The sequence below is a fragment of the Bacillus sp. AR13-1 genome (assembly GCF_008042285.1).
Taxonomy (GTDB): Bacteria; Bacillota; Bacilli; order Bacillales; family Bacillaceae_G; genus Bacillus_A; species Bacillus_A mycoides.
On sequence record NZ_QNUA01000047.1, the window covers coordinates 15,816 to 40,552 of the forward strand.

The following is a 24,737-nucleotide window of genomic DNA, read 5'->3' on the forward strand; positions in this document are numbered from 1 at the left end:
AACACTTTAAAATTTTATTAAAAGTCAAGATATAAGCTGAACCTATTATTAATAGTGAATTCTTATCTAATGTCATACATTATATGTATAAAAATTAAAAGGATAGAAGAGCTTGAATAAATTCGCCCTATCTATCCTCTTTTTAAACACAAATGACTAATCATAGCGGACTTCGCTGTCAACAGAACCTGTATTGCTCTATTGCTATGTTCAAACTTCTTTTTATTACTACTTGTTCAATAAGAGGTGTTTTCTTCCTGCATAAAATTTATTTTATAGGGAATTCATTATACTTATTAAAACAACAACATGATATAGACAAAACCAAAGAATAAACATAATGGACTATAGAACCAAGTGTCATATCTAGCAAACTGAGAATGCTTAATTTTTTTGAAAAATCCAACAAACTTAAAATCACCAATTGCCCTAACAATGAAAACTAAAGCACAGACAATACTTCCGATTTTAGATAAACTATTTGCTTCGAACCCCTGCAAATAACCTACTTGAACAACAATAATGACACTAGCTAATAGAATAAGAATGGCTACGAATAATGTTCCCCATATTCTCGGAGTAAAAGCAGGCTTATGTTCTCCCTCTTTTACTGGGATAACAGCAGCAGAACCCCATCGACCTCCAAAAGCCCAATAAATATGCAAAAAACTGATAAACCACAGAAGCCCCACAGCTACTACTATTAATAGTAATTTCATTTATTCGCCCCCAATTTCGTAACTTCAAAGATAACATACACTAACGTATGTTATAGTGAAAATTTTGTCCCTTCAGGTTTTATAACCATATTAGGGACATTTATTATCGAATAATCAATTATGCCTCAGCATAATTGCGTCCGGAAGCTTTACTTTTTTCAGTGGATGTTTGGACATCCGCTGAAAGAAGTTAAAAGCTCAACCATTTTATCAATATCAAAATTAAGATTTGCTTCAAACCTTGTCATCCATCCTACATACGTTAAATAGGCAAGTCTCGCTCGATCAATTGATTCAGTTTCGTCTACGCCCATTTTTTGATACAATTTTGCAACACAAGAAATTCTTTGTTCTTCTATATCTACTAAACGTGTTGCCACAACAGGATCGTATTTAGCCCAAGCATAAATACCATTCTCAATTTTTTTATCTCGATTAAAACTAATCTGTAATAGCTGTTCTAAAGAGGCATCCTGTTGCTCCATACTTTGAACAATCAGCTTTGTTGCATGTACTTCCCAAAAGTCGAGCATAGAATCTAAAAGCTCTTGATGGTCACGAAAATAGTGATAGAAGCTTCCTTTGCTTATTTTTAGCAATCGAGCAAGTGCTTCAATGCGAACTTTATGTATACCTTCATTAGCTAATTGTTGTAATCCTACTTTTATCCAGTCTTCTCTCGTTAATTGCATATTATCTCCCCAATAAAATACGGTAGCGTATGTTTTACGTTAGATTACTACTATTCTCATTTTTTGTCAATTATTCATTCTGTTTATTTTTATGAACTGTAATGTTGTTGTTAATCGTAATATTGATCGTCATCACCCTCGGTAAATTAGATAACACGAAAGTCCCTTCAGGATTACTGAAGGGACTTTTACACGTTTGTGAAAAGTGCCTTTATGTACAGTCTAAAACTATTTTTTCAGATTGCATTGCTCTAGAAGCTTTTCTAGCATTTCCAAAGTAACTGGTTGTGCCTTAGTAGTTAGTTGATACCCAATCCGTCCATTCGTTTCTACAGTTGCTTGTTGTAAATTCTTGATTTCATGTATACCTTTTTCTCTCAGATGCATAAATAATTGTTGTTCTGACATTTTCGCGCGTAATAAATTCTTTTTTAAGATTTCTCCGTTTTCTATAACAATAATGCTATTTCCATTTAGAAACTTTTCTACTTTTCGCGATTTCAATTCAAAAAAATGAATAATAAGTAAAACACCCGCAAAAATAAACGCAGCAAAAATAGATGGGCCTACTTTCCTACTTAAAATAGGTTCTACAATAATACGTCCTATAGAAACCACAATAATAATTTCAGCTCTCGTCATTTGGCTAACAGATTTACTACCTGTCAATTTTAAAACAATGATTCCAGTGAGGATTAAAATAATGCTTTCAAAAAGTATATTCATTACAGCCCAATCCTTTAATAGTGAATGTTACTAGTATTCCCATTAAAGGATTTTTATGATATTTTAAAGTATCCATTCACTTTACGTGCCTTATTCTTTGAAGCACCTCTCTCCCAGCTAGTAATGGTAAAGCATCAACTTTCTTCATTGCTTCTACTTGTGATTCGTTACGAATCATTGCATACACAGTATGACCTTCTTTTATTAGCATTGGTATTAAAGAACGTGCTGTTGCACCTGCCACAAAAATTTCCATATGTGTTTCTTCTTATTTTGAATATCATAATTGAGACGAGACATATATAAGCTATGTACAATAATCAATATGAAAGATTCATCTAAAATTAAAGCTATAATGTTGGCTAGCAACCAATAGTGATAACATGATAATTGAATTTGATGGATATGGAATTAATGAGTATGTTATTGGTCATAACTGTTCTATCAGTAAGTTAAAAAAATGTATTTTAACGTAAAAAATGAAGAGTTATCTAATGAGGAGCTTATAAATTTATTTTGTGTACGTTATCATTTTGAAAACATTCCAAAATCATTACAAGAAGACATTAAGACCGATGTCGTCATTGACTTAGATTTAGATACGGACTATATTTATATCCCTAATAGATAACAATAACCCAGTAAACTAAAATGGTTTAATGTAACTTACGATTCAGACAAGAATTTAATAAAATAAGTAATTGCCCAAATAGAAGTCGCGAATTGAGTGACAAAATACATTGTCCATTCGAAAGAAGTCAGTTTTCTCTCTCGTTTAATCTTCTTTAAGTATCTGTAAAATATTAATGTACTCAAAAACATAAGTAATAAAGAGAATTGTTGTAAATCATCGACTATACGTACCGCCATAGACTCCATCACCCTCCTATACAAAATATAGACTATACTTTAAGGATATCATTTTTTGGTAATGATTCCCTATATATTTAATGAAGTTAAAAAATGTTTTATGCGATATATGTGTACAGATAATAAAGTTGTTTAATTTTGTTCTTAGAAATACATTAATCGCCTACTCATAAATTTGATGGGCGATTATTATTTTTGTTTAATAATTGCTTTATTTCAATCACGACATTAATAATAGGTTTTGGTCTAAATGATTCTTGCAAGGAATCTCCTAATCTTGGACTTACTGATTTGGAAAAATAAAATTATTATGATCGTCTCAATTACCATTATTTTGGAGAACAATGTGCTATTATATATTCGTAATCAATGAAATAATAAGAAAGAAGGGGTAGTTGTGGAAACAAAGATTATAGAAACAGAGAAGAAAATTGATTCGAAATCCCTTTTGGCTTTGGGATTATTAATTATTTCCGGGATTGTATATCAACTTTTCGCAGTGTTAGGAGATAATATACCTGAAGTATTGAGGATGATTTTTGAAGCTTTATGGAATCTTGTATTATGTGGAATTATAGGATACTATTTTTTAGGAAAAATATCATTAGAGCAATTTAAACATTTTAATTTCAAGACATTACTTTGGGGTTTGCCTTTAACAATTATCGTAGGTATGGCTTCCAACTTAATATTCAGTTACATTTTTGAACCTGCAACTAAAAATTCCGTTGCTGAAGTAATAAGTATTTCTATGATTTTATTCCGTGTACCCTTTATGTTAATGGGTGAAGAGTTGATTTGCACTAATATAATTATCGCATTACAAAAATTAGGATTAAAATTTGGCACGGCATCATTAATATGTAGTTTGTTGTTCGCTTTGTGGCATATTCCAGCTTATGGTTTTGTGCCAATGCAGTTATTAATAACTATAATCCCAATTAGATTAGCACTAAATTATATATGGAAAAATTCAAAAAGTATTTGGGTAAGTTGGATTTGTCACTTTATTTTTGACTGTATTTCATTTGTACCAATGCTTTTTAAATAACCATTTTATTTTTAAAAGGACTTTATTATTTGCGTATTGTATAAAAAACAAGAGCACTCAGCTATTGAGTGCTCTAAAAACATTAATTTTGATTCAAAACATTCTCCTCAAAATATTTCCCCCAATCTGGGCGTCTTCCATCCATATCTGTAAATCCATACTCTCTTCCTAATTCCCATGAACTTAACGCTCGTCCCGTTTTTTCATGAACATTTGGATCACTTGCTAAAGCTGCTACTGCTCTTCCAACAAAGAAAGGAGTTTCTGATGCGATAAAATGAGGGTCTTGTTTAGCTCCTTCTCGCCAATTCTCCTCTGTTACACCAAATATATCTAACATCGCTTCTGAACGAAGGAATCCTGGACTAACTGCGACAGCTGTAATATTGTGTTGTTCTAAATCTTTCGCCATAGCTTCTGCTAAATGAATTGTTGAGACTTTTGCTAAACTATAGTACAAATTACCTCGATATTGATAATCGACTCCATCTGTAATTTCAATAACAAGTCCCATTTTATTTTTCACCATTAATGGTACACCGTAATGGCTTGTCATTATATGAGAATGAACAGCTCTTTGTTGCATAAGTAGTCCGTTATGTAGGTTGTGTTCCCAGAAAGGTTTCTCCCATTCTGTTAAAGGATCGCCGCCCCAAACATCGTTTACTAAAATATCAAGCTGTCCATTTTGTTCGTCTTGAATCTTTGTAAATAATGCTTTAATATCTTCTTCTACCGTATGATCAACACGAACTGCGATTCCTTTTCCGCCTTGCTTTGTAACAAGCTCTGCCGTTTCTTCAATCGTTTCAGTTCTTCCCATACAGGATAAATTCCCTTTTGTACTTCTTCCTGTTACATATACAGTTGCACCGGCTTCACCAAGCATCATCGCAATACCTCTTCCAGCACCTCTTGTTGCCCCGGCTACAACTGCTATTTTACCTTGTAATGGTTTCATGTGATTCTCCTTAGTTGCTATGATCAAGTTTAATTAGTTAGAGTAATACATTTTAAAGTAAATTTACCACAAACTCAACTTGCAGTTATTTATCTTGATTCACCAGTTCATTTGAGGGTGATTTGTTTAGGAATCTTCACAGTTACCTTTCTTGGTTATCATAATATGTTTTATCTGCGTATTTTTTATCCTTTCCTTTTAGATAAGCTAAGATTACTTTTGGATTTTTAAGTAAAGCCCAGTCTCCATATTTATCAAATCTTCTGCATGAAGTTATCATTCCATTTTTAATTGTACCGAATTTCTTATTATTTTGCTTTCCCCATTCTTTTAATCGTTTAGCGAAATCTGCATCTTCGGCCATAAGCATGTTTTCATTAAATCCGTTGATTGCCATAAAGTCTTTTCTATAGCACCAAAAAATCCCTACAGATATAGCTCCATACTTAAAAAGTAAGGGGATTATTATTAACATTGCGGAAACGAATATTCCTAAAGACATCCTTTCAAACTTCCCAGTTACCCCACCACCAATGTATTTACCTGAAGCTAAATATTTGTCTACATTAGACAACATAAACTCTGTCATTTGGGTATCAGCATCTATAGTAATGATTATTTCTCCACTAGTTATTTTGGCCCCTGCATTTCGGATTTTGGATAAGTTTTTATCGTTATTTTTTAATGTAATACAGTTATAAGACTTTGCTATTTCTTCTGTGTTATCTGTGCAGCGATTTAAAACAACTATGACTTCAGTTTGATCTTTATATGCCTCTGATGCCTTTGCAATTGAATCCAAACATTTTTTAATGTACTTTTCTTCATTGTGTGCAGGGATTATAATAGAAAACTTCACATCTTTTTTTAAATTTACTCCTGAAAATTCGTTTGTTTCAGTCATAATATTCCCCCTTATTTTATAAAGTAAATATCTACTATATATATTAATAGTTATTAGGTTGTATTATAGAAACTGAAGGTAGACTGTTATTTAAGAGCTTACTCTCGAGTATTTTTTATTATATATCTTGGATTTACTTTACGTTTACGAACCTAAAACAAGCATAACCCCGTTCTGTTTTTAAGAAAGGGGTAAAATAATATGAATTAAATTTGATTAGCATTGCACCCTATACCTTGTAGTGCAACAGCGATGTTCACGCTTTTTTGTTCGAAATCAGCACATCTAAATAGTGCTGATTGTACATAATGCCTAATATGTTTCCGAAGGGATCAACTACGGAAGCGGTGATGAATCCCACGCCGCGCTCTGTAGGTGCCTCATACTCTTTCGCTCCCATAGACATCAGCTTATTGAAAGTTGCTGTTACATCATCAACATGCCAATACACGATAGCACCAGCTGGACCGGTCACTGTACCAACTGGCGCATAACGGCTATCGATTAAACCTAGCTCATATTGGTAGTCTTCAATGCGAAATTCGGCATATCCTGGGCGTTCAAAGTATGGTTCGCTTCCTAATAGCTCAGCGTACCACTTTTTTGCAGCTGCTAGATCATCTGTCCAAAAACTAACTGTAGTTAGTCCTCGTAATGTTTGTGTATCGCTCATAATCGATTCCCTCCATAATGTTGAGTAATACTTCCTCCTACTAAACGATATAACATCTTCTGAACTACCTTTAATTTACTTACAAATACCCCATTCTCTTATTTTTATTCAAGAAAACGACCTTTTAATGGTATATCATGAATGGAACGATTTTTTTGTAATTAAACATTATTATTGTGACTCAACCAGAGCGGTACATACAAACAAGGCTATTCTATTCAAAGCAAGCCCCCTCATAAGCATTATTCTTTTTTAAACTGAAAATCCACACGGTTCATTCGTTTTATTTCCTCAATTACTTTGCCAATCCCTTCTTCAATCTTTTCTTCTTTTACATTAGATACATTTAACTTTAACAATCTCTCTTTATGAAAGTTACTTAAATAATTTTTATTAATAGAATCTATGCTTAGTTGACTCTTGCTTAAATTTTTAATAAGTGTATCCGTAACTATGTTTCTTTTCAACTGTAAACACGTGTGTATTCCAATTGAATCTACAGATCTATAAGTAAACAAACGTGGGTTTTCATTTTGAACATCTTCTACTACTTCCGCTAGTTTTTTTGACCTATTGTAGTAAGTTGCTTTTATTTTATGTTTATGCCGATCAAACATTCCGCTCTTTATGTAAATTTCTAAAGCAGCTTGCGAAATCATAGGACTATCGATATCTAATATCTTCTTATACTTATAAAAGGCATCTGCAATAGATTGTGGGATGACTGCAACACCGACTCGTAAACCTGGAAAGATGATCTTCGAATAACTTTTTAAATATATAACATGATTACAATTATCTTGGCTGTAAAACGGATCTACTTTTGAATCAGTTTCTAAATCTGCTAAATAGTCGTCTTCCACTATAAATACATTATATTTCTTCGCAAGTTGAATAATCTTTTCTCTCTCTTTTTTAGAATACGAAGTTCCAAGTGGATGGTGAAACCTTGGTATTGTATAAAAGAATTTAATTTTTTCTGTTCGGAATATCTTCTCTAGTTCATTTAAATCTATCCCTTCATGTGTACGCTTTATTCCGATCACAGAGATCTTATTTATTTCTACATATTCAATATATAAATGATAACTTGGCTGCTCAATTAGTATCATTTCGTTTTCATTCGGAAATGGTATTGAAGTTAATATAGCAAGCGCCTGCTGCACACCTGACGTTATAAATATATTATCTTCCTTTGTGAAAACTTGATAGTTTGCTAACTGTTTTTGCACAACCGAAATTAAAGATGGTAACCCTTTCGGTGTTCCGTATATAAACAAATCATTCTTATAGGTATCAATCGCTTTATTAATGCAATGCTGAAAATCTAAGTATGGAAAAACATCTGGATCTGGGGCCGAAGAAGCGAAATCAATAATCTCGTTACTTTCTACGTAACTTCCAGATTTCTTAACAACATAGTATCCACTTTGAGGTACAGAATAAATAATATGACGCTTTTCCAATTCATGCAGCGCTCGTATTACAGTCGCCTTATTACATTCATATTGTGTAACAAGCGACCGTATAGATGGTAATTTCTTTCCTTCTTTTATCTCACCATTTTGAATCATACTTTCTAAGTCGTTCAAAACATGTAAATATTTATACATCATTACACCTCCTATTTTTTTGTACCGGTACAGTTTGTATTTGTTCACATTGTAGCACTAGATCAGAAGGATTACTATGTACGTATACTGGCCAGTAAGAAATCAACTACTATGAGGTGGAATTATGACAAATACAACAAAAGCATATATATCAGCATTACTCTATTCATTTATTATTGGGTTTTCATTTATGTTTGTGAAACTAGCACTAACCATTACGAGTCCTCTTGATACTCTGGCTCACCGTTTTACAGTTGCCTTCATAGCAGCAACCATTCCGGTTATTTTCGGTTTTGTAAAGTTAAATATATCATTTAAAAACATACTTACACTTTTACCACTCGCAATATTTTATCCAGCATTGTTCTTTGCTTTCCAAGCATTTGGCTTAGTATATACAAGTTCATCTGAAGCTGGAATTATACAAGCAGCGATCCCTATATTTACGATGATACTAGCTTCCTATTTTTTAAAAGAATATACGAATACATGGCAAAAAACATCAGTATGTATTTCTGTAATAGGTGTCATTTATATATTTGTTATGAATGGTATAGGGGCTCATAAAACGAGCTTTATCGGTGTTATTCTCATTTTATTATCGGCATTATCATCTGCTTGCTACAATGTATTAGCTCGAAACATGACAAAGAAATTCAAGCTGATGGATTTAACATACACAATGACAGCAATCGGTTTTATTAGTTTTAATTTCATCGCAATCATTGACCATATGAACAAAGGTACAATAACTGTATACTTTAAGCCATTTACGAATGGAACATTCCTTATCTCCATTTTATATTTAGGATTACTATCTTCCTTACTGACAGCATTATTATTAAACTATTCATTATCTTATATTGAAGCAGCCAAAATAAGTGTTTTTAGCAACTTATCTACACTTATTACCATTATCGCAGGCGTTGTATTCTTACACGAGCAAATTGCCTACTATCATATTGTCGGTACACTTATGATTGTTCTTGGAGTAATAGGCACAAATTTTCTAGGGAAAAAAGGAATCATAGCGAAAAAGAAGAATACCTCCTTGAGTAAATAAAAAGTGAGGGGTAAATAATGCAGAACTCTAATACGATCGATATCCGTAATATACATGAGCTAGAGAACGAATTATCTACTTTATTAAGTAAACCCATTTCTTCAGGAGAAGATTTAGAAAATTGGCTGAAAATACAGTCGAAATTAATATGGGAAATCGAAGAACAATTGAGATCACACTATATTGACTTTCAATGTAATACAGATAACAAAGAAATAAAAGATACGTTTGAATATGATCAACAATATGTAAGGCCTCTTTTGAAACGTTATCAAAATTCCTTTGATAATAAATATTTAGAGTCACCATTTCGAATGCAACTTGATCCAAAAACTTATAGCTTACTAGATAAAAAAATAAAAAATGCGCAAACATTATTTTGTGAAAAGAACATTGATTTAGAAGTAAAAGAAGACAAATTAGTAACCGAGTACTTCGAAATTACAGGCAGTTTGACTGCACTATGGGATGGCGAAGAAAAAACAATTACTGAACTACAGTCTTACTTACAAAATCCGAATCGTGATATACGAAAAAAAGCAAAAATGCTCATTTCTGAAAAATTCTTATCTGTTGAAAATAATTTACAACATATTTTAAATGAATTAATTGCAATCCGTCACCAAAAGGCAAAAAACATTCAATTAGATAATTATTGTGATTATATGTTTAAAAAATATGAACGTTTTGATTATACGGCTGATGATTGCTATGAACTTGCAGAATCCGTTCGTAAATACGTTGTGCCACTTATTGATAATATATTTAATGAGAAAAAAGCTGAACTTCAAGTAGATACACTTCGTCCGTGGGATCTAAAAGCAGCCGCACCAAATCAAAAAGTATTAAAACCCATTGAAGACGAGAGTGATTTAATCGAAAAAAGTTCTCATATTTTACAAAAACTAGACCCAGAATTTTCTGCATTATTGAGCCGTATGCATAAAAATGATTGCTTAGATTTAGAAAGTCGTAAAGGAAAAGCACCTGGAGGATTTTGCGAACACTTACCTGCTTCTCAATTATCTTTTATTTTTATGAATCTCAATCATACACATTATGATGTTACTACTTTCCTCCATGAAATGGGCCATAGTATTCATAATGAATGTATGAAGCAGCTAAAGCTACAAAAATATTTAGAAATCCCTTCAGAATCAGCTGAGCTAGCCAGCATGACAATGGAATTGTTTTCGGATGTATGAAAATCCAAATCATACTGCTAAAGAAAGAAATGAAAAATATTTAGAATTACATAACACTTACCAATCGAATGTGGTAAATATTGAAGGTTATGAAAACTGGATAGCAACTGGCTGGTTACCTGTACTACACATATTCGAAATACCCTTCTATTATATTGAATATGCAATCGCGCAACTTGGTGCATTGCAAATGTATAAACAATACAAGGAGAATCCTAAACAAGCACTACAAAATTACAAAAAAGCATTATCTCTAGGTAGCTCTGAATCCTTACCAGAGGTATATGAAGCAGCTGGAATTCGTTTTGATTTTTCTAGTGAGACAATAAAAGAATTAATGGCATTTGTAGAAGAGGAATTGGAATTACTTAAACAAATATAAATAAAAAAATGCATCTGTCCTTATAGGTGCATTTTTTATTGTTTTTTTATTCAACACAAATTGAATCTTTATCTCGCTTTATTAATAAGCTCTATATATTGTAGATCCCCATATCCTATTGTTGGAAAAAGATTAAACAACCTTTTTAGTAACTCTTGTGTTGGTAAACCTTTATTTTTGGAGATATACTTTACTACTACATTATTTTCTTTTAGCATCTCTAAATATAAATCTATCGCCTGATACATTACAGGTAGTATCTCATGAGATGGTTTTTTTTGATTTACTAGAACTTGATTATAAACTGAAAAATAGTTTCCTAATTCAAGTTCAATTTGACTTACTTTAAATTCATCCTCTCTGAAGCTATTTAAGTATACTTTTCCCTTATAATCAGACTGTTCAAGATAAGAAAGTACGGTAAGTAGATTCATTTGGCAAAACATATCCTCACCAAACCATAAAACGATACATTTATACTCTTTCTTAAAAAGATTCTCTAAAGGATGAATAACCTTTTTTATATAATTTTCTACAGTACCTTGATGTCCTTCTGCCCTTGTTTTAATAAACTCATCATCAAAAATCTGTGCAGTAGTCGCATTTACACACATAGCTTCATTAAATGGAGCGTAATCAGATTCCCCCATTAGTCTTTCACTTTTAAATTCTTCATACATAAATTGACCATTTAATATGTTTAGTACATCTTTATCAAACAGCTCACTCTTCGCATTTCGTAACTGATTAACTTCAACTTTTCTAGAAAAATTCATTCTATCCCACTCCTTGCCATCATTGATTGAGAGTTTAATAAATGATTGAACCGGTATTTTGTTAAGTTGGAATTTCCCTGGGGTTATACCAAAAACAGTTTTAAATGCTCTACTATAAGCCTCTTGCGAAGAGTAATCGTAATCAAATGCGATATCAATTATCTTTCTATCATTCGTCAAATCTTCCGTTGATAAATACAATCTTCTAAGAAGAATATATCGTCTAATACTTATCCCTGTTACTTGATGAAATTTAAACGAACAGAAGTAAGGAGAATACCCCATATAATCAGATAATTTATCTAATGAAAACTCCTTTTTTAAATTGCCCTCAATCCATTCAATCATTAGCTGTATATGTTCATTCATTTATCTCCCTCCTCACTAAATATTATAAGAAGTATCCACTTCTTTCTTTTGATATTTCTTGTGGTTTATAACATTAACCACCCTCTAGAACCTTTAAATATCATATGTAATTACTCATTTCATATTTTTTCAGCTATCTTATTTTGTCATACATTTACTTTTCAATAAAGTGAAACTTTAATCAGTGGGGAGCTTGTTCCTCCCCACTGATTATTATCCCATACTAATCGGACTTTTACGGGATAAATCTTTTTTAAAGGATTCTACCAAATAAAACACGAAATTTGTAAGTTAATGAACTAGTAGTTTTGTGAGTGGAAAATTTATGTTTGGAAAGGAAGTTAAAATGAATAATATAGAAAAAGAGATACTTAAACTAATTAATAAACTATATCCATTGGATTTTATTGAAATGAAACCAATAACAAATGAAATGTATCAATGTCTCACAGCACAAGGTACTTACTTCGTTAGAATTACAAACTATAAAACATATGAAGAGCAATTAGAAGAAGTTACATATACGAAATTTTTATATCAAAAGGGCTTAGGAGTCCCTCCCATAATACCTTCTTTAAAGGGGAATTTAGTAGAGAAAATAACATTAGACAAAGAAGTTTTTGCTGTATTATATAAAGCTGCTCCTGGTATACATTTACCAAGAAACGAATGGAATTCTAATGTATTTAAAAAGCTTGGTCAACAAATTGGTAAATTACATCGTGCATCTAAAAATTTTGAAAGTATTGAACCAGTAAAACATATAAACGACTGGTATCAAAATGAAGAGTATAATTTTCTTAACTATATCCCAAAAGAAGAGACTACTATAAGAGAAATTGCATCTGACGTTTTAACTTCTATAAAGGAGCTGCCAAAGTCCACTTCAAATTACGGCTTAATTCATGGAGATTTATGGTTAGAAAACATATTAGTGGGCAATGATTTAAATTTAACAATGATTGATTTTCAAGACTGTGAAAAACATTTTTACATATTCGATTTAGCTGTTCCAGTCTATAGCGCGATAGAATATTCTTTCGTTGGGAATGGCAACATAGTCGACTATGAGAATTCTATTACAAAAGCAATAATCGGCGGATACCAGGAGGAAAATGATCTACCTACAGAAATGATAGAGCAGCTTCCATTGTTTATTAAATTAAAGGAGATATTCGAATATAGTTTAATGCATATGTATTGGAATAAAGAAGAGTTAACTGAGGAACAAGTACGGATAATGAACCTTTATAGAATAAAGATTGAAAAAAGCCATTCTTTAAACACAGTTGGTTTCCTATAAAGTACACCCAATTGTTACATTCAGTTTAACAATTGGGTGTACTTTTCTATAGATAAGTTTTCTTCAAAAGACAAAATACAAGGAGCGAAACGATATTTAATCGTACAGTGGCACCTATTTTTCAATCCATTCAACGGATTTATCTAACTTAATACCATCCTCGATATTACTTTCTTCCAAAGTATTTGCCCTAGCTTGAATACAAATAAAATAGAGAGGTTCACTTGAATTGTTACGCCAAATTCTTTCCCCCTCTTGTGCCACCCTTATGACAGTACCCTCTTTGATTTCAAGAATTTCATCATCAATCTTGAATTCCCCTTTTCCTTTGACGAAGATATACAGCTCTTCATTTTCTCTATGCTTATGATAAAAGGGCATTGAAATGCCTGGAGGGAAAACATTTAGTGAAACTTCCATCCCTGTACATTGTAAGTCATCTTTAAGAAATACCTTTCCAGGAGCTTTAAATGGATTTCCATTTTTATATTGAAGCAGATCCTCCCACTTTCCTACTTGAACAGCACTAAAATTTTTACCTTCCATTGTTGAATTAACAAATTGACTCATTTGTATTCTCCTCTCATATTTGTTTTCCATAATTCGACTTTTAATTCTCTAATAAATGAATAAATCCTCTCATAAAAAGAAACCGAATAGTCTCTTTTTCACGGTAAAAAAAACGGCTCAATTAGCCATAATATGTTATTAAGAAGTTTATTAGTAAAGATTGTTTTTTACATATTTATTTATCTCTACATTTATTTTATTTAGAATTTCTAAAAAACGAAGCAATCCAATTTTTATTAATTAATATTTATTTAAAATTGTAAATTAAGGCCTCAGCAGCTTCCATCACAATCTCACTTAAAGTTAGTTGAGCATGTGGTGTTAATGCAATATCTTCAACTGTCATGCCTGATTCAATTGCTAAACCCATTTCGGCAATTATTTCTGATGCACCATTACCCACGATTTGAGCACCTACTAATACACCATCTTCTTTACGCACCAATAGCCTCAAGAACCCTTTTCCTTCATTTGATACAAGTGCACGACCGTTTGCTGAAAATGGGGATTGAATCACTTTTACTTCCATGCCTTCTGCCTTTGCTCGCTCTTCAGTATAACCAACTGTAGCTAATTCAGGATTTGTGAAACAAACTGCTGGAATTGCCAAGTAATCAACACATGATAGTTCACCAGAAATAGCTTCAACAGCTACTTTTCCTTCGTAAAATGCTTTATGTGCAAGCTGTGGACCAGCAATAATATCACCGATAGCAAAAATGTTCGGAAGGTTAGTACGGCATTGTTGATCAACTTTTAATAAACCGCGGTCAGAAAACTCAATACCGATTTTTTCAAAACCCATATTTTCAGTATTAGGACGACGGCCAACCGTTACTAATACGTAATCAGCGTCAACTTTCTTTTCTTCACCACCAATTTCGTAGGTAACAATTACACCATTTTCAACTTCTTCAACACCTTTAGCGGATGCATCTACTATTACTGTAACACCTTTGTTTATAAGGTCTTCTTTCACAATTTGAGTCATTTGTTTATCGAAGCCAGTTAAAATATCTTTACCTCCTTCAATAATTGTTACTATAGAACCGAGGGAAGCGTAAGCAGAGCCCAATTCAGTACCAATGTAACCACCACCGATTACAACCAATTTACTTGGAACTTCAGTTAAACTAAGTACACCTGTAGAGTTAATCACACGTTTTGTAAATTTAAATGTTGGAATTTCAACTGGGCGTGATCCAGTAGCTATAATTGCATTTTTAAATGTATATGTTTGAGCTGCATCTTTATTGGTTACTCGTATAGTGTTAGCATCCATGAAATAAGCTTCACCTTTTATCACTTCTACTTTATTGCTTTTTAATAACCCTTCTACACCACCTATTAATTTCTTTACAACGTTGTTTTTAAATTCTTGTACTTTTGCAAAATCAACATTTACACCAGAAGAAAAAATACCCATATTTTCTGAATGCTTTGTTTCCTCAAAACGATGACCTACAGAAATAAGTGCCTTAGATGGAATGCAGCCGACGTTAGCACATACGCCACCAAGATTCTCTCTTTCTATAATTGCCACTTGTTGCCCTAATTGTGAAGCTCTTATTGCAGCAACATATCCTCCAGGTCCAGAGCCAATTACGATTGTTTCTATTTCTCTCATATCCTTTTTCACACTCCTCCAAAAATTAGAAACAGGTAGGCCGAAATTGTTCATACTCTACACATTTTTCAATTTACTATTTTGTATTAGTACCATTCTTCTCTCAACCGTTTTTTCATAGTTCCATCATGGAATTTCTATTAAGTGATCACCCCCTCAAAAAAGAAACCGAACAGTCTCTTTTTTGCGATAAAAATTACGGCTTACTTGGCCGTAATTTGTTTTTCCAATTCATCTAAAAGTCGTGACGATACTGTATCAATATAGACTGTATCTTGGTATAAGCGTGACAAGGCAAGTGCTCCTTCAAGAGAAGAAATCCAGATGATAGCAATCTGCTTTGCTTGAGTATCTGATCTTAACTCCCCTTGCTCAATTCCATTCGTAATAATCTTTTCAATCATTCCAAGTAATTGATTCATCGCTATCTGTGCTTGTTCTGCCATAAGTGGGTGGGAATCATCTGCTTCTAACGTTACATTCATGATTGGACAGCCTCCTGGAAGAGGATCATTATGAACGAGAGATGTAAAAACTGAGATAAAACTTTTTAACTTATCAAATGTAGTGGATGCTTTTTTTATTTCTTCAATATAACGCACTCCCATTTGTGAAGTTGCGTGCTGAAAGGCTTGAACAGCCAAGTCATCTTTATTTTTAAAGTGACGATAAATACCACCCTTCTCTAGCCCAGTCTCTCGCATAATATCAGAAATTGAAGAACCACTATACCCCTTTATATTAAACAGAGCAGAGGAACGATCAAGAATCATTCTTTTTGTTAATTCACCTTTACGCATAGTGTCCTCCTAAAAGAAAACATTTGGTCTCTTTTTAGTATATGACAAACCGAAAAGAATTAGCAAGAAAAATAACGGTGAGAATCAATGAGTAAAAAAATAAATGATTCACTATTTTAATGGGGATCAAAATAAATACTTGAAAACATCTTTTATTTACAGAGGTGTACTCTCTGCCAATCTAGCTGCGCTAATAATAGGAGCCCACTGGAAAATTTCATCTCTTAATAAACCTGTTTTTTTGCAATATATATGTAAATACATTTCAGCTAATTCCTCTGAATTCTGTGAATACAATAAGTATGTCCGAAACACATCTGCACGAATATCACCTGAACTAGCATCAACCCAATCTATAATATTCACATCACCATTACTCATAATTAAATTAAACGGATGAAAATCACCATGACATAATCTAGGTTCAAATGTGATTGAATCTAACTTTTTTAATATATTTCCCTTTTGTTTTTCATCCAGATCATGTACGGAGTTAATTTGACGATAAAGCCTCTTTTCCATCAGCTCTATTTCATCCGATCTCACATAGATCGCATGAATCTTTTGTTGTACACTAACACATATACTTATGTAATGCTCCGCTTTACTCAAATTATTAAGCAAAAGCTCACCAACACTTTCCCCTTCTACATATTCCATAATAATAGCTTGTCTACCTTGTATCTCTGTAACTTCAAATACTTTAGGAACGTGTAAACCACATGAATATGCATACTTTTGTTTTCGTGCTTCGTATAGAGATTCTGTATTAGGGAGGTATTCTTTAAACAATTTCACAACTTTATTATCACAAAGATAAATTTCAGCCGTATTTCCTTTGGCTATCGGATTTCCTAGATTCAATTCATTTCTCTCCTTACAGTAAATTAGAATAACGCCTTATAGTCCTCTATAAATTCAGTGTAATTATACTGAAACCCTTCTTCATGAAAATGAAAAAAACTTACCCCTCCCTATAATTATATAGAAAGTGGTAAGTTTAATTTTCTAGGAATATCGGAATGAAACTCCGGTGTATGCAAAACAGAAAATGAATACCCTTGTTGAATAAACAATACTTCAGTATGTTTACTTTCAAATGGAACACCATTTTTCTTAAAGTTATTTTGGATTTGTTGTAAAAACGCATGATCCGGTGTTCCGAATGAAACATGTACTTTCGGTGGTAAAGCTTTCATCGCGATTGGAATCCACGGTCGCTGCCACCAGGTTGCAACGATATATGCAGTGCCACCTATTACAAAGTTAAAAATATCCCCATCTTCCTTCGTTTTCATGTCTAGATTTGATTTCAACCATTCCGTAAATACAGGTACACTTTTAACCGGAAGACCAATTTCCCTTACGTATAAAATGTTTAACGGTGAATGCGGGACTAATACATCTTCTTTAACATAACTATGTGCAATAATTTCGAGAAGATTTCCATCACCATCTTTAAAGTATAAATTGAATAGACCATTCTCCTCACCAATTGTATGACCATCTTTCCATTTCACAATGAGTAATCCAGACTCTTTAAGCCATTTTGCCGTTTCATGAAACTTTGAATATGGGATCTCAAAAGCGAAATGCGCAGGTGCAATTGGTTCATATACTTCTTGAAAACTAATTGTTGTATACGGTGTTACTTCAAATTGAATATATGATGCGATTTCTTTTTTTATTGGAAAAGATAATATGTCTTTATAGACTTGTTTTACCCCTTCTATAGAAACCGTTTGTAGTTTTATATCTGATATATGTGTAATCACTTTACATTCCCCCTTGTTTCTTATTATCTATTCTTATTGTATTACACTTATAAATAGATAAAATCAAACCGAAGGGTGGATTTTTCATGTAAAAACTACAACTTTAGTATGAATATGTTAGCTCCAATTACTTTTTATTTCCTCTATAACAACTTCTGGTTTATCCCAGTGTAACAAATGTGTAGTATCAGAGATTAATTTTACTTTCGCGCCAGTTTTTAACTTGAAAATCCTCACTGTTTTATCTCTATATTCATCCCATATTTGTGGAACTGTAGCTCGAAGCAATATAATATTAGATGGTAACTTCTCGTAAATATCTATCGTTTCATCTTTATGCATACCTCTTATTATATTACCAGCTGTTGTACCTCTCGCATGCCAACATACTTTATTATCCATTTCAATCCCTAGGTCTTTTACAGCAACTTCTAATAATGGAGACCACCTAGTATATGCTTCTTTTTCACTTTTGAAAAATCCACCCCAATTATTAAAAATATATTCTTCAAAATCCTTTTCGTAATACGCGATTTCCTCTTCAAGCGTTTCTTCTTGAAGCCTTTTTGTTTGATATCCACCATCAATAAGAATACTTCCTAGTACTTTTTCTGGATTATTTAATAAATAAAATAGTGCTACAAAACTTCCCCACGAATGTGATAAAAAATAGAAATGTTCAATTCTCAGTTCATTTATTATTTCATTTAACCAGTTTGCTAAATTCAGCATCTCATAATCTTCCGTTCTTTCAAAGGGCGGTGTTTTACCATGCCCAGGTGCATCAATGGAGATAAATCTATACTCTTCCTTTAATTCCTCTGCAATTTCTATAAAACTTAAACTCGTACTACCTAACCCATGTAAACAAAAGATAACGGACTTTTCATTATTTCTCCACTCAGTAATATGTGCGTTTATTTTTTCGTTGTTAATATAGTAACGTTTCAAAATAATTATCCCCTATATTTCAATTTTTAGATTACCACTTTACCTATTTCTATGATTTTTAAGTTTTCCCTGCATTCTTTTCCACAAAAAAAGCTGATTTTCTTTTAAAGAAAATCAGCTTTTACGTTAAAATACACTATGATTTAACAGCAATAATCATAAACCTTTTTGAATTCGTACGAATACCTTTTTCGGAACTATTAGCGTCAATGAACTTTTGTAAAATATTAAAGTCCTCTTCTTTTTCTCCAAATCTAGGAATAATAGGCGTATGTTTTAATAAGAAAATAAGATCCTCAGGAGTACTGTAATAATCAGTAACATCATATTCACGTACTTGTACGAGTTCAAATCCTGCACTAATAAGTTCACCCATATAATTATCTTTTAACGTACCATCTCTTTCACCTAAACATTGCCCTCTACCAAATGCTTCTTTAAGATTTAATTTATCATGTTCGCTAACTTGTTGTGTTAAGAAAAAAGCACCTTTTTTCATTACTTTTGCCAATTCAGATGCTACAAACGGCGCATGACAACTTGAAGTAATATCAAAATGAGCATGCGGAAACGTTAAAAATTCCGAATCCATTTGAAGAAATTCAACATTTTGTATACCTGCTTTATTCAAATTGGAATGTGCTGTTTTGATCATTCCATTAGAATTATCTATTCCAATCAGTAATGCAGCTGAAGATGCTATTTTTAATATATTCTCTCCTCCACCTGTGCCAACATCAAGTAGAATATCTGATGGTTTACATCTTTCTTGCACTTCGCCATAAAAGTCCCAAGTGTCACCTACAGTTTCACACTTTAGCTTACTAAAGTCCCACCCATTTAATCGTCCCACTTTATCATAAAAACTTTTATACTCTAATTCATTCATTTTATTATTTCCCCTTTGTAAAAATGCATTAACTGTTTAGATGATTCTCGAAATAGACTCATAGTTGATATTATCGTGAAAGGGCCTACGTCTTCTTTTATATCTGCTACGCATTTTTTCAGCCCCGAACAACTAGTTACTTCGAACGATACAGCATTTCAGCTATATCACCTCATCTGGAAGACTGCATATATAATAACCTATAACACTACTTAATTATATATTATAAAATACAAATTATTAAAACGATATGTTTCGACAAATTCCATTTAGTTTACATAATAATGTTATATTTTATTTTTATCAATATATTCTAAATGTCCTCTTCCCCAACCACACATACTATCTAAAACAGTACTAACTGTTTTTCCATGCTCAGTTAAGCTATATTCCACTTTAGGTGGTATTTCTTGATAAATTTCACGTTGTATTAGTTGATCTTGTTCTAATTCACGAAGCTGCTTCGCTAATGTTCCTTGAGAAATGTCTGGTATTAATCGCTTTAATTCACCAAACCGTTTCGTTCCATCTGTTAATAATATAAATAAAATAAGTGGCTTCCATTTCCCACCGATTATTTGTAATGTCGCTATTACCCCTTTTAATTTCGGTTCCTCTAAATTCACTTTCCTCACCACTCCCTCAAATCATAAATTATAATGAGTAATTTTTTATATTATGTATCCATATAACAAGCGATTAGTACGAAATTTGCGACTATGTACATATAAAGTGCGTACTTTTCACTTGCAATCTTTTAGCGAATAATAAAAGCATAGCAGTTTTATTTTAAAGTTTTTATTAAAGGAGGGGCTAAAATATGTCTATTACTACATTAAAGGATACTCGTATCGTTATCATTGGTGGAAGCTCTGGTATTGGATTAGTAACAGCAAAACAAGCAATCGAACAAGGCGCACATGTTATTATTGCAGGACGCTCGGAAGAAAAATTAAAAATTTCTCGAGAATTAATAAATAACAACCATCTTCAAACTTATGTATTGGATAATCAAAATAAAGAGCAATTACAAGATTTTTTCAAGACAGTTGGGAATTTTGATCATTTATTCACACCGGGAGCCTCTTACACACTTGGACCAATAACCGCTACAGAGGAAATTGCTGAAAGCAGCTTTATCGGAAAGTTTTGGCCACAATATTACGCCGTAAAATATGCAATTCCTTTTCTTTCAAAATCTGGATCTATCGTGTTAATGTCCGGTGCATTTAGTCAAAGACCACTTAAAGGTGCACCTGCTTATGGCGCTTGTAATGGTGCTATTGAAAGCTTAGGGAAAGCTTTAGCTGTTGAATTAGCTCCTATTAGAGTTAATGTTGTTTCTCCTGGAACGATACGAAGAGAGAATGAACAAAATGAGAAAAGACTAGCTGCTTATGAAGATTATAAATCTCTTTCTCTTGTACAGAGACCTGGGTATAATGATGAAATTGCACATACTGTCCTGTATTTAATGCAAAATGGTTTTACTACAGGTAATGTATTATTTCCTGATGGAGGATACACATATCATTAATTTATAACAATTCAATGCCTCCTTAGATTAACTAGTATTAAGGAGGCTATTATGGTTAATCAACGAGTCCTTTTTACTTTATTGTTTATTTGTTTATCCGATAACAAACCTCTGTAACCCACTTATTAGGATCTGATTCCATCGCTGGACTAACGTGATAAATATTAAACATCGGTCCGGCTAACTCATAACCTTCCGTTTCAATCCATTTTGCTGCCGCCTCATTTACAGCTGTCATTTGTTCATAACTTCCGTTAACTGTTATTGAAGCTACATAGGATGGATCTATCTTTTTGAAATTAACATCTTTTGTATTTTCATGCTCCCCTAAAATATTTATCTGTATTTCTACATCCACATCATTTTCCTTATATTCTTGATCATGGAATGTAGCAATACTATAACTCGGATTAGCTATACTAATATTTTTAACATTAATTTCTTGCATCAATATACTCCATAAATCCCCTTCGCAATTATACGATGGAATAACCTTTCTAACACTTGCTACATTTCTTTCTGGAATTTCTTTTAATGAAACATGATAGTTCATTTCAATAACATCCTCTCTCATCGTTTTCATTGAGTCTTCGAGGAGACGTAATTTTTTTTTGAGATCGTCCATATCTTCCTTTATTTGAGCACTACGATTTTCAAATTGTGACTTTATTACTTCAATATTTTCACTCTCTACTAATTCTTTAATAGTGGCAATATTAAATCCCATATCTTTTAACACTTGAATTTGATTTACTTTCTTTAATTGGGCTGCTGAATAATATCGATAACCACTTTGCTCATCGACTTTTACTGGCTGTAATAGCTCCAATTTTAAACGTGGTTTCCTCCTAAAAATTCTAGATACCTCGAATCTCAACTTTAGCTTAAACAATGACATTGTGTGAGAGTCAACTATTTTTAACAACTTTAATTATATTTCTTTAATTATTTATCCTTATACTTTCTTGCTCCTCAGGGCTATAAATATTGATATTAGTCCGTTCACAGCTAATAATATTACTGTAATACTAGCGAGTAAAGCTACATCTGCTGCAAACAATTTAATCGTATGCCACGGTGAATTTGTGCAATAAATAAGAAGTGGGATCAAAATACTAGATAATAGTAGAAATATACTCCCAACGAACAGCCAAGTTTGTTTTTTACAAGTTTTCTTACGTTTATACTTTTTCATTAACATAATTGATGTAATAATGAGTGAGAGTGTGACTATCGACATAACAATTTGTGTGAATGGTATGTTTTTAGGGATATCACCAGGTTTTTCCCCATTCAAAATACTAATAATCCCCTTTTTCAATACCGTTAGTGCTGTTTCTTCTAATACATGATTTTTATTCGTTAAAATCACACCAGCCCAGCCACTTTTATTTAAAATAAACATTTCTGCACGAGCATCAGGCGTTGATCCTGAATGCCAAACCATCGTTTCGCTTACATTTATATTTGTTGTTCTTAATCCAAACCCATAACTTTTTTCTGAATTTATTTTATAAAGCGGTGATAGATAAAGATCCATGCTTTCTTTCTTTAAAAATTGAGTGTGGTCTTGGTGATTCAAAAACATTATAAATTGAATCATATCTTCCAAATTCGCGGTAATATAACCATACGGTGCTCCAGCATTATCATAAGACACTACACTTTTTCTTGGTATACCAAACAACGACTGGTAACCTGTTAAATAGCCTTTTTCATATGCACTTTCTTTATTTGCCGCTGCGCCATTCATTTTTAAAGGCTGAAAAACATGCTTTTCTATATATGAAGAATATGTTTCATTTGTGACTGCCTCAATAAGGGCACCAAGTATCATATAATTTGCATTACTATATTGATATTTTTCCCCTGGTGGGGCATTTAATTTTATTTTTGAAAGTTTCATTACATTTTCCTTTAATGCTTTAGAACTCTTCAATTGTTTATCTGATAATGCTAAGCCTTCATATGTGTTTATTCCACTTGTATGAGTTAGTAGATGTTGGATTGTTATATTTGAAGTTGATTGTGTATCTTTTAGTTTAAACGAAGGAAGATGTTGTTGAACTGAATCCTCTAATTTTATTTTTTTATCTTCTATTAACTTGACTATAGCTAAAGCTGTTAAAGATTTACTTATTGAGCCAATCGCAAATGGGGTTTTACTAGTTACCTTTTTTTCAGACTCCCCAGTAATCCCCCATGTTTTTGTAAAGAATACATCTTTATGATGTACAATTGCAACGGAAGCTCCAGGAATGTTCTGTTCCTTTATAAATTTTTCAATATACTTATCTAATGTAACTTTAATATTTTGCTGAGCATAAACTTTTGGATGTACGATACATAATATTAATACATTACAAAGAATACAAATTTGAAATAGTTTATAGATAGTTTTCTTCATTATACTTTAGATAGCTTTCTTTTTTTATAACTTACTAGGCTAATAAATACTAATATAGAGAGCGTAAAACTAAACATTATTAATACATAGTTCCACCATTGATTCTCTGCTATACGATATAAAAGATTATAATTAAATGTATTTTTGCTATTAGTTCCGTTAAATGATTCCGTTAAAAATAGTGAAAGTGTAGTTTGTGAGATGAGGTAAGTAATAACTGCGATGAATATGCCACCTAAGATAAATGTGCTCGAATTTCCCTTTTCATTTTGAAGTTGTCTCATTTTAACTTGTAGGTCAATTTCATTTATTTCTAAAAAATCTTGAACAAATAATTGAGGCGTACCTAGATCATTTATACTATCCTCCCCATTTTCACGACATTCTTGAATATGCTCTAAAATTTGTTGTTTAATATTTTCCCTTTCTTCTAAGCTGATATCGTATTGCTTTAATTCCTTAAGTACGTCAGTTAAAAATTGATTTTCTTTACCGTTTAATTCATTCCTCATTTCAGAAGGTCTCCTTTCAAACCACTTTTTAATAATGTTTGAATATCAGATTGTAATTCTAACCACTCATTAATTTTCTTCTCAAGACGTATTTTCCCGTTTTCATTAATTTCATAATAGATTCTAACTTTACCACTGTCTGTTACTTCTTGATAAGTATTTACCCACTCTTGATTTTTTAACTTAGTTAAAATAGGGTAAATACTTCCTACTCCTTTCAATTTTAAATTGTGTACTTCAAGTTCTTTCATAATTTCATAACCATAACTTTTCTTTTTCGACAAAATAGATAACACACACATTTCTAAATGACCTTTAATTAAACTTGTTTTGTCCATAGGATAAATTTAACAGAAATATAT

25 protein-coding genes and 3 pseudogenes are annotated in these 24,737 nt (G+C 32.2%); 6 read left to right on the forward strand and 22 right to left on the reverse strand.

Going from position 1 to position 24,737, the window contains the following annotated elements; translation table 11 throughout:
* Positions 1 to 296: 296 nt before the first annotated feature.
* The 4 genes and pseudogenes from DN408_RS27910 to DN408_RS27925 form a co-directional block, all read right to left on the reverse strand.
* Positions 297 to 719 carry a DUF3995 domain-containing protein gene (locus DN408_RS27910; RefSeq protein WP_002136501.1) on the reverse strand — a complete coding sequence of 141 codons (423 nt, stop codon included), beginning with the start codon at positions 717 to 719 and terminating at the stop codon, positions 297 to 299.
* 158 nt (positions 720 to 877) lie between these two features.
* Positions 878 to 1,411, reverse strand: a complete 534-nt coding sequence (locus tag DN408_RS27915; RefSeq protein WP_002013313.1) for a TetR/AcrR family transcriptional regulator — start codon at positions 1,409 to 1,411, stop codon at positions 878 to 880.
* A 228-nt stretch (positions 1,412 to 1,639) separates the two neighbouring features.
* Entirely contained in the window at positions 1,640 to 2,137 is a 498-nt protein-coding gene (locus tag DN408_RS27920; protein ID WP_002085380.1) for a DUF421 domain-containing protein, read from the reverse strand.
* Positions 2,121 to 2,393: pseudogene (locus DN408_RS27925) on the reverse strand (hypothetical protein). Before DN408_RS27925 ends, DN408_RS27920 begins: the two are co-directional and overlap by 17 nt.
* A 127-nt stretch (positions 2,394 to 2,520) precedes the next feature.
* On the opposite strand from DN408_RS27925, the pseudogene DN408_RS32265 reads away from it, so the two are divergent.
* Positions 2,521 to 2,768: pseudogene (locus tag DN408_RS32265) on the forward strand (hypothetical protein).
* 35 nt (positions 2,769 to 2,803) lie between these two features.
* Here the strand turns inward: DN408_RS32265 and DN408_RS27930 are convergent.
* On the reverse strand, positions 2,804 to 3,007 hold the full coding sequence (locus DN408_RS27930; protein ID WP_000290880.1) for a hypothetical protein: 204 nt from the start codon (positions 3,005 to 3,007) through the stop codon (positions 2,804 to 2,806).
* 397 nt (positions 3,008 to 3,404) lie between these two features.
* Between DN408_RS27930 and DN408_RS27935 the strand changes: the two genes are divergently transcribed.
* Positions 3,405 to 4,058 (forward strand): CPBP family intramembrane glutamic endopeptidase, encoded by a 654-nt coding sequence (locus DN408_RS27935; RefSeq protein WP_033729412.1) that lies wholly within the window; start codon positions 3,405 to 3,407, stop codon positions 4,056 to 4,058.
* A gap of 82 nt (positions 4,059 to 4,140) precedes the next feature.
* Here DN408_RS27935 and DN408_RS27940 read toward each other — a convergent pair whose 3' ends face one another.
* From DN408_RS27940 to DN408_RS27955, 4 genes are all read right to left on the reverse strand, one after another.
* The gene (locus DN408_RS27940) at positions 4,141 to 5,019 is read right to left on the reverse strand and encodes an SDR family oxidoreductase (protein ID WP_002168316.1); all 879 of its coding nucleotides are present in this window, start codon (positions 5,017 to 5,019) and stop codon (positions 4,141 to 4,143) included.
* A 142-nt stretch (positions 5,020 to 5,161) separates the two neighbouring features.
* Entirely contained in the window at positions 5,162 to 5,923 is a 762-nt protein-coding gene (locus DN408_RS27945; protein WP_078179128.1) for a glycosyltransferase, read from the reverse strand.
* Positions 5,924 to 6,179: 256 nt separating this feature from the next.
* Positions 6,180 to 6,596 (reverse strand): VOC family protein, encoded by a 417-nt coding sequence (locus DN408_RS27950; protein ID WP_050000477.1) that lies wholly within the window; start codon positions 6,594 to 6,596, stop codon positions 6,180 to 6,182.
* Positions 6,597 to 6,838: 242 nt separating this feature from the next.
* Positions 6,839 to 8,209 (reverse strand): aminotransferase-like domain-containing protein, encoded by a 1,371-nt coding sequence (locus tag DN408_RS27955; RefSeq protein WP_050000478.1) that lies wholly within the window; start codon positions 8,207 to 8,209, stop codon positions 6,839 to 6,841.
* A gap of 124 nt (positions 8,210 to 8,333) precedes the next feature.
* Between DN408_RS27955 and DN408_RS27960 the strand changes: the two genes are divergently transcribed.
* Positions 8,334 to 9,272, forward strand: coding sequence for a DMT family transporter (locus tag DN408_RS27960; protein ID WP_078179127.1), 939 nt, complete (start codon positions 8,334 to 8,336; stop codon positions 9,270 to 9,272).
* Between the two features lie 17 nt (positions 9,273 to 9,289).
* Positions 9,290 to 10,859 (forward strand): annotated as a pseudogene (locus DN408_RS27965) (M3 family oligoendopeptidase).
* A 68-nt stretch (positions 10,860 to 10,927) separates the two neighbouring features.
* Here DN408_RS27965 and DN408_RS27970 read toward each other — a convergent pair.
* A complete protein-coding gene (locus DN408_RS27970; protein WP_050000480.1) occupies positions 10,928 to 12,004 on the reverse strand; it encodes a helix-turn-helix domain-containing protein in 1,077 nt (358 codons plus the stop codon).
* Positions 12,005 to 12,329: 325 nt separating this feature from the next.
* Between DN408_RS27970 and DN408_RS27975 the strand changes: the two genes are divergently transcribed.
* The gene (locus DN408_RS27975) at positions 12,330 to 13,307 is read left to right on the forward strand and encodes a phosphotransferase enzyme family protein (protein ID WP_078214415.1); all 978 of its coding nucleotides are present in this window, start codon (positions 12,330 to 12,332) and stop codon (positions 13,305 to 13,307) included.
* A gap of 114 nt (positions 13,308 to 13,421) precedes the next feature.
* Here DN408_RS27975 and DN408_RS27980 read toward each other — a convergent pair whose 3' ends face one another.
* The 8 genes from DN408_RS27980 to DN408_RS28015 form a co-directional block, all read right to left on the reverse strand.
* Positions 13,422 to 13,877, reverse strand: coding sequence for a cupin domain-containing protein (locus tag DN408_RS27980; protein WP_016127029.1), 456 nt, complete (start codon positions 13,875 to 13,877; stop codon positions 13,422 to 13,424).
* A gap of 247 nt (positions 13,878 to 14,124) precedes the next feature.
* Positions 14,125 to 15,504: a dihydrolipoyl dehydrogenase gene (gene lpdA, locus DN408_RS27985; RefSeq protein ID WP_078179184.1), complete on the reverse strand. Its 1,380-nt coding sequence runs from the start codon at positions 15,502 to 15,504 to the stop codon at positions 14,125 to 14,127.
* Between the two features lie 203 nt (positions 15,505 to 15,707).
* Positions 15,708 to 16,304: a TetR/AcrR family transcriptional regulator gene (locus DN408_RS27990; RefSeq protein WP_002127527.1), complete on the reverse strand. Its 597-nt coding sequence runs from the start codon at positions 16,302 to 16,304 to the stop codon at positions 15,708 to 15,710.
* Positions 16,305 to 16,460: 156 nt separating this feature from the next.
* On the reverse strand, positions 16,461 to 17,168 hold the full coding sequence (locus tag DN408_RS27995) for an aminoglycoside phosphotransferase family protein (RefSeq protein WP_003189412.1): 708 nt from the start codon (positions 17,166 to 17,168) through the stop codon (positions 16,461 to 16,463).
* Positions 17,169 to 17,284: 116 nt separating this feature from the next.
* Positions 17,285 to 18,079: a VOC family protein gene (locus DN408_RS28000; protein ID WP_003189410.1), complete on the reverse strand. Its 795-nt coding sequence runs from the start codon at positions 18,077 to 18,079 to the stop codon at positions 17,285 to 17,287.
* Between the two features lie 117 nt (positions 18,080 to 18,196).
* The gene (locus DN408_RS28005; RefSeq protein ID WP_003189408.1) at positions 18,197 to 19,030 is read right to left on the reverse strand and encodes an alpha/beta hydrolase; all 834 of its coding nucleotides are present in this window, start codon (positions 19,028 to 19,030) and stop codon (positions 18,197 to 18,199) included.
* 136 nt (positions 19,031 to 19,166) lie between these two features.
* Positions 19,167 to 19,919 carry a class I SAM-dependent methyltransferase gene (locus DN408_RS28010; protein WP_003189406.1) on the reverse strand — a complete coding sequence of 251 codons (753 nt, stop codon included), beginning with the start codon at positions 19,917 to 19,919 and terminating at the stop codon, positions 19,167 to 19,169.
* A gap of 287 nt (positions 19,920 to 20,206) precedes the next feature.
* A complete protein-coding gene (locus DN408_RS28015) occupies positions 20,207 to 20,545 on the reverse strand; it encodes a winged helix-turn-helix transcriptional regulator (RefSeq protein WP_033713746.1) in 339 nt (112 codons plus the stop codon).
* A gap of 194 nt (positions 20,546 to 20,739) precedes the next feature.
* Here DN408_RS28015 and DN408_RS28020 point away from each other — a divergent pair, with 194 nt between their 5' ends.
* Entirely contained in the window at positions 20,740 to 21,456 is a 717-nt protein-coding gene (locus DN408_RS28020) for an SDR family oxidoreductase (RefSeq protein WP_002085411.1), read from the forward strand.
* A gap of 85 nt (positions 21,457 to 21,541) precedes the next feature.
* On the opposite strand, the gene DN408_RS28025 is transcribed toward DN408_RS28020, so the two are convergent.
* The 4 genes from DN408_RS28025 to DN408_RS28040 form a co-directional block, all read right to left on the reverse strand.
* Positions 21,542 to 22,348 (reverse strand): MerR family transcriptional regulator, encoded by an 807-nt coding sequence (locus tag DN408_RS28025; RefSeq protein ID WP_370458404.1) that lies wholly within the window; start codon positions 22,346 to 22,348, stop codon positions 21,542 to 21,544.
* Positions 22,349 to 22,411: 63 nt separating this feature from the next.
* Complete coding sequence (locus tag DN408_RS28030; RefSeq protein WP_016127023.1) at positions 22,412 to 23,863, reverse strand: serine hydrolase domain-containing protein; 1,452 nt, start codon at positions 23,861 to 23,863, stop codon at positions 22,412 to 22,414.
* A complete protein-coding gene (locus tag DN408_RS28035) occupies positions 23,863 to 24,375 on the reverse strand; it encodes a DUF1129 domain-containing protein (RefSeq protein ID WP_002168325.1) in 513 nt (170 codons plus the stop codon). The genes DN408_RS28030 and DN408_RS28035 overlap by 1 nt, the downstream gene beginning before the upstream one ends.
* Positions 24,372 to 24,713: a PadR family transcriptional regulator gene (locus DN408_RS28040; RefSeq protein ID WP_002032268.1), complete on the reverse strand. Its 342-nt coding sequence runs from the start codon at positions 24,711 to 24,713 to the stop codon at positions 24,372 to 24,374. The genes DN408_RS28035 and DN408_RS28040 overlap by 4 nt, the downstream gene beginning before the upstream one ends.
* Positions 24,714 to 24,737: the final 24 nt, after the last annotated feature.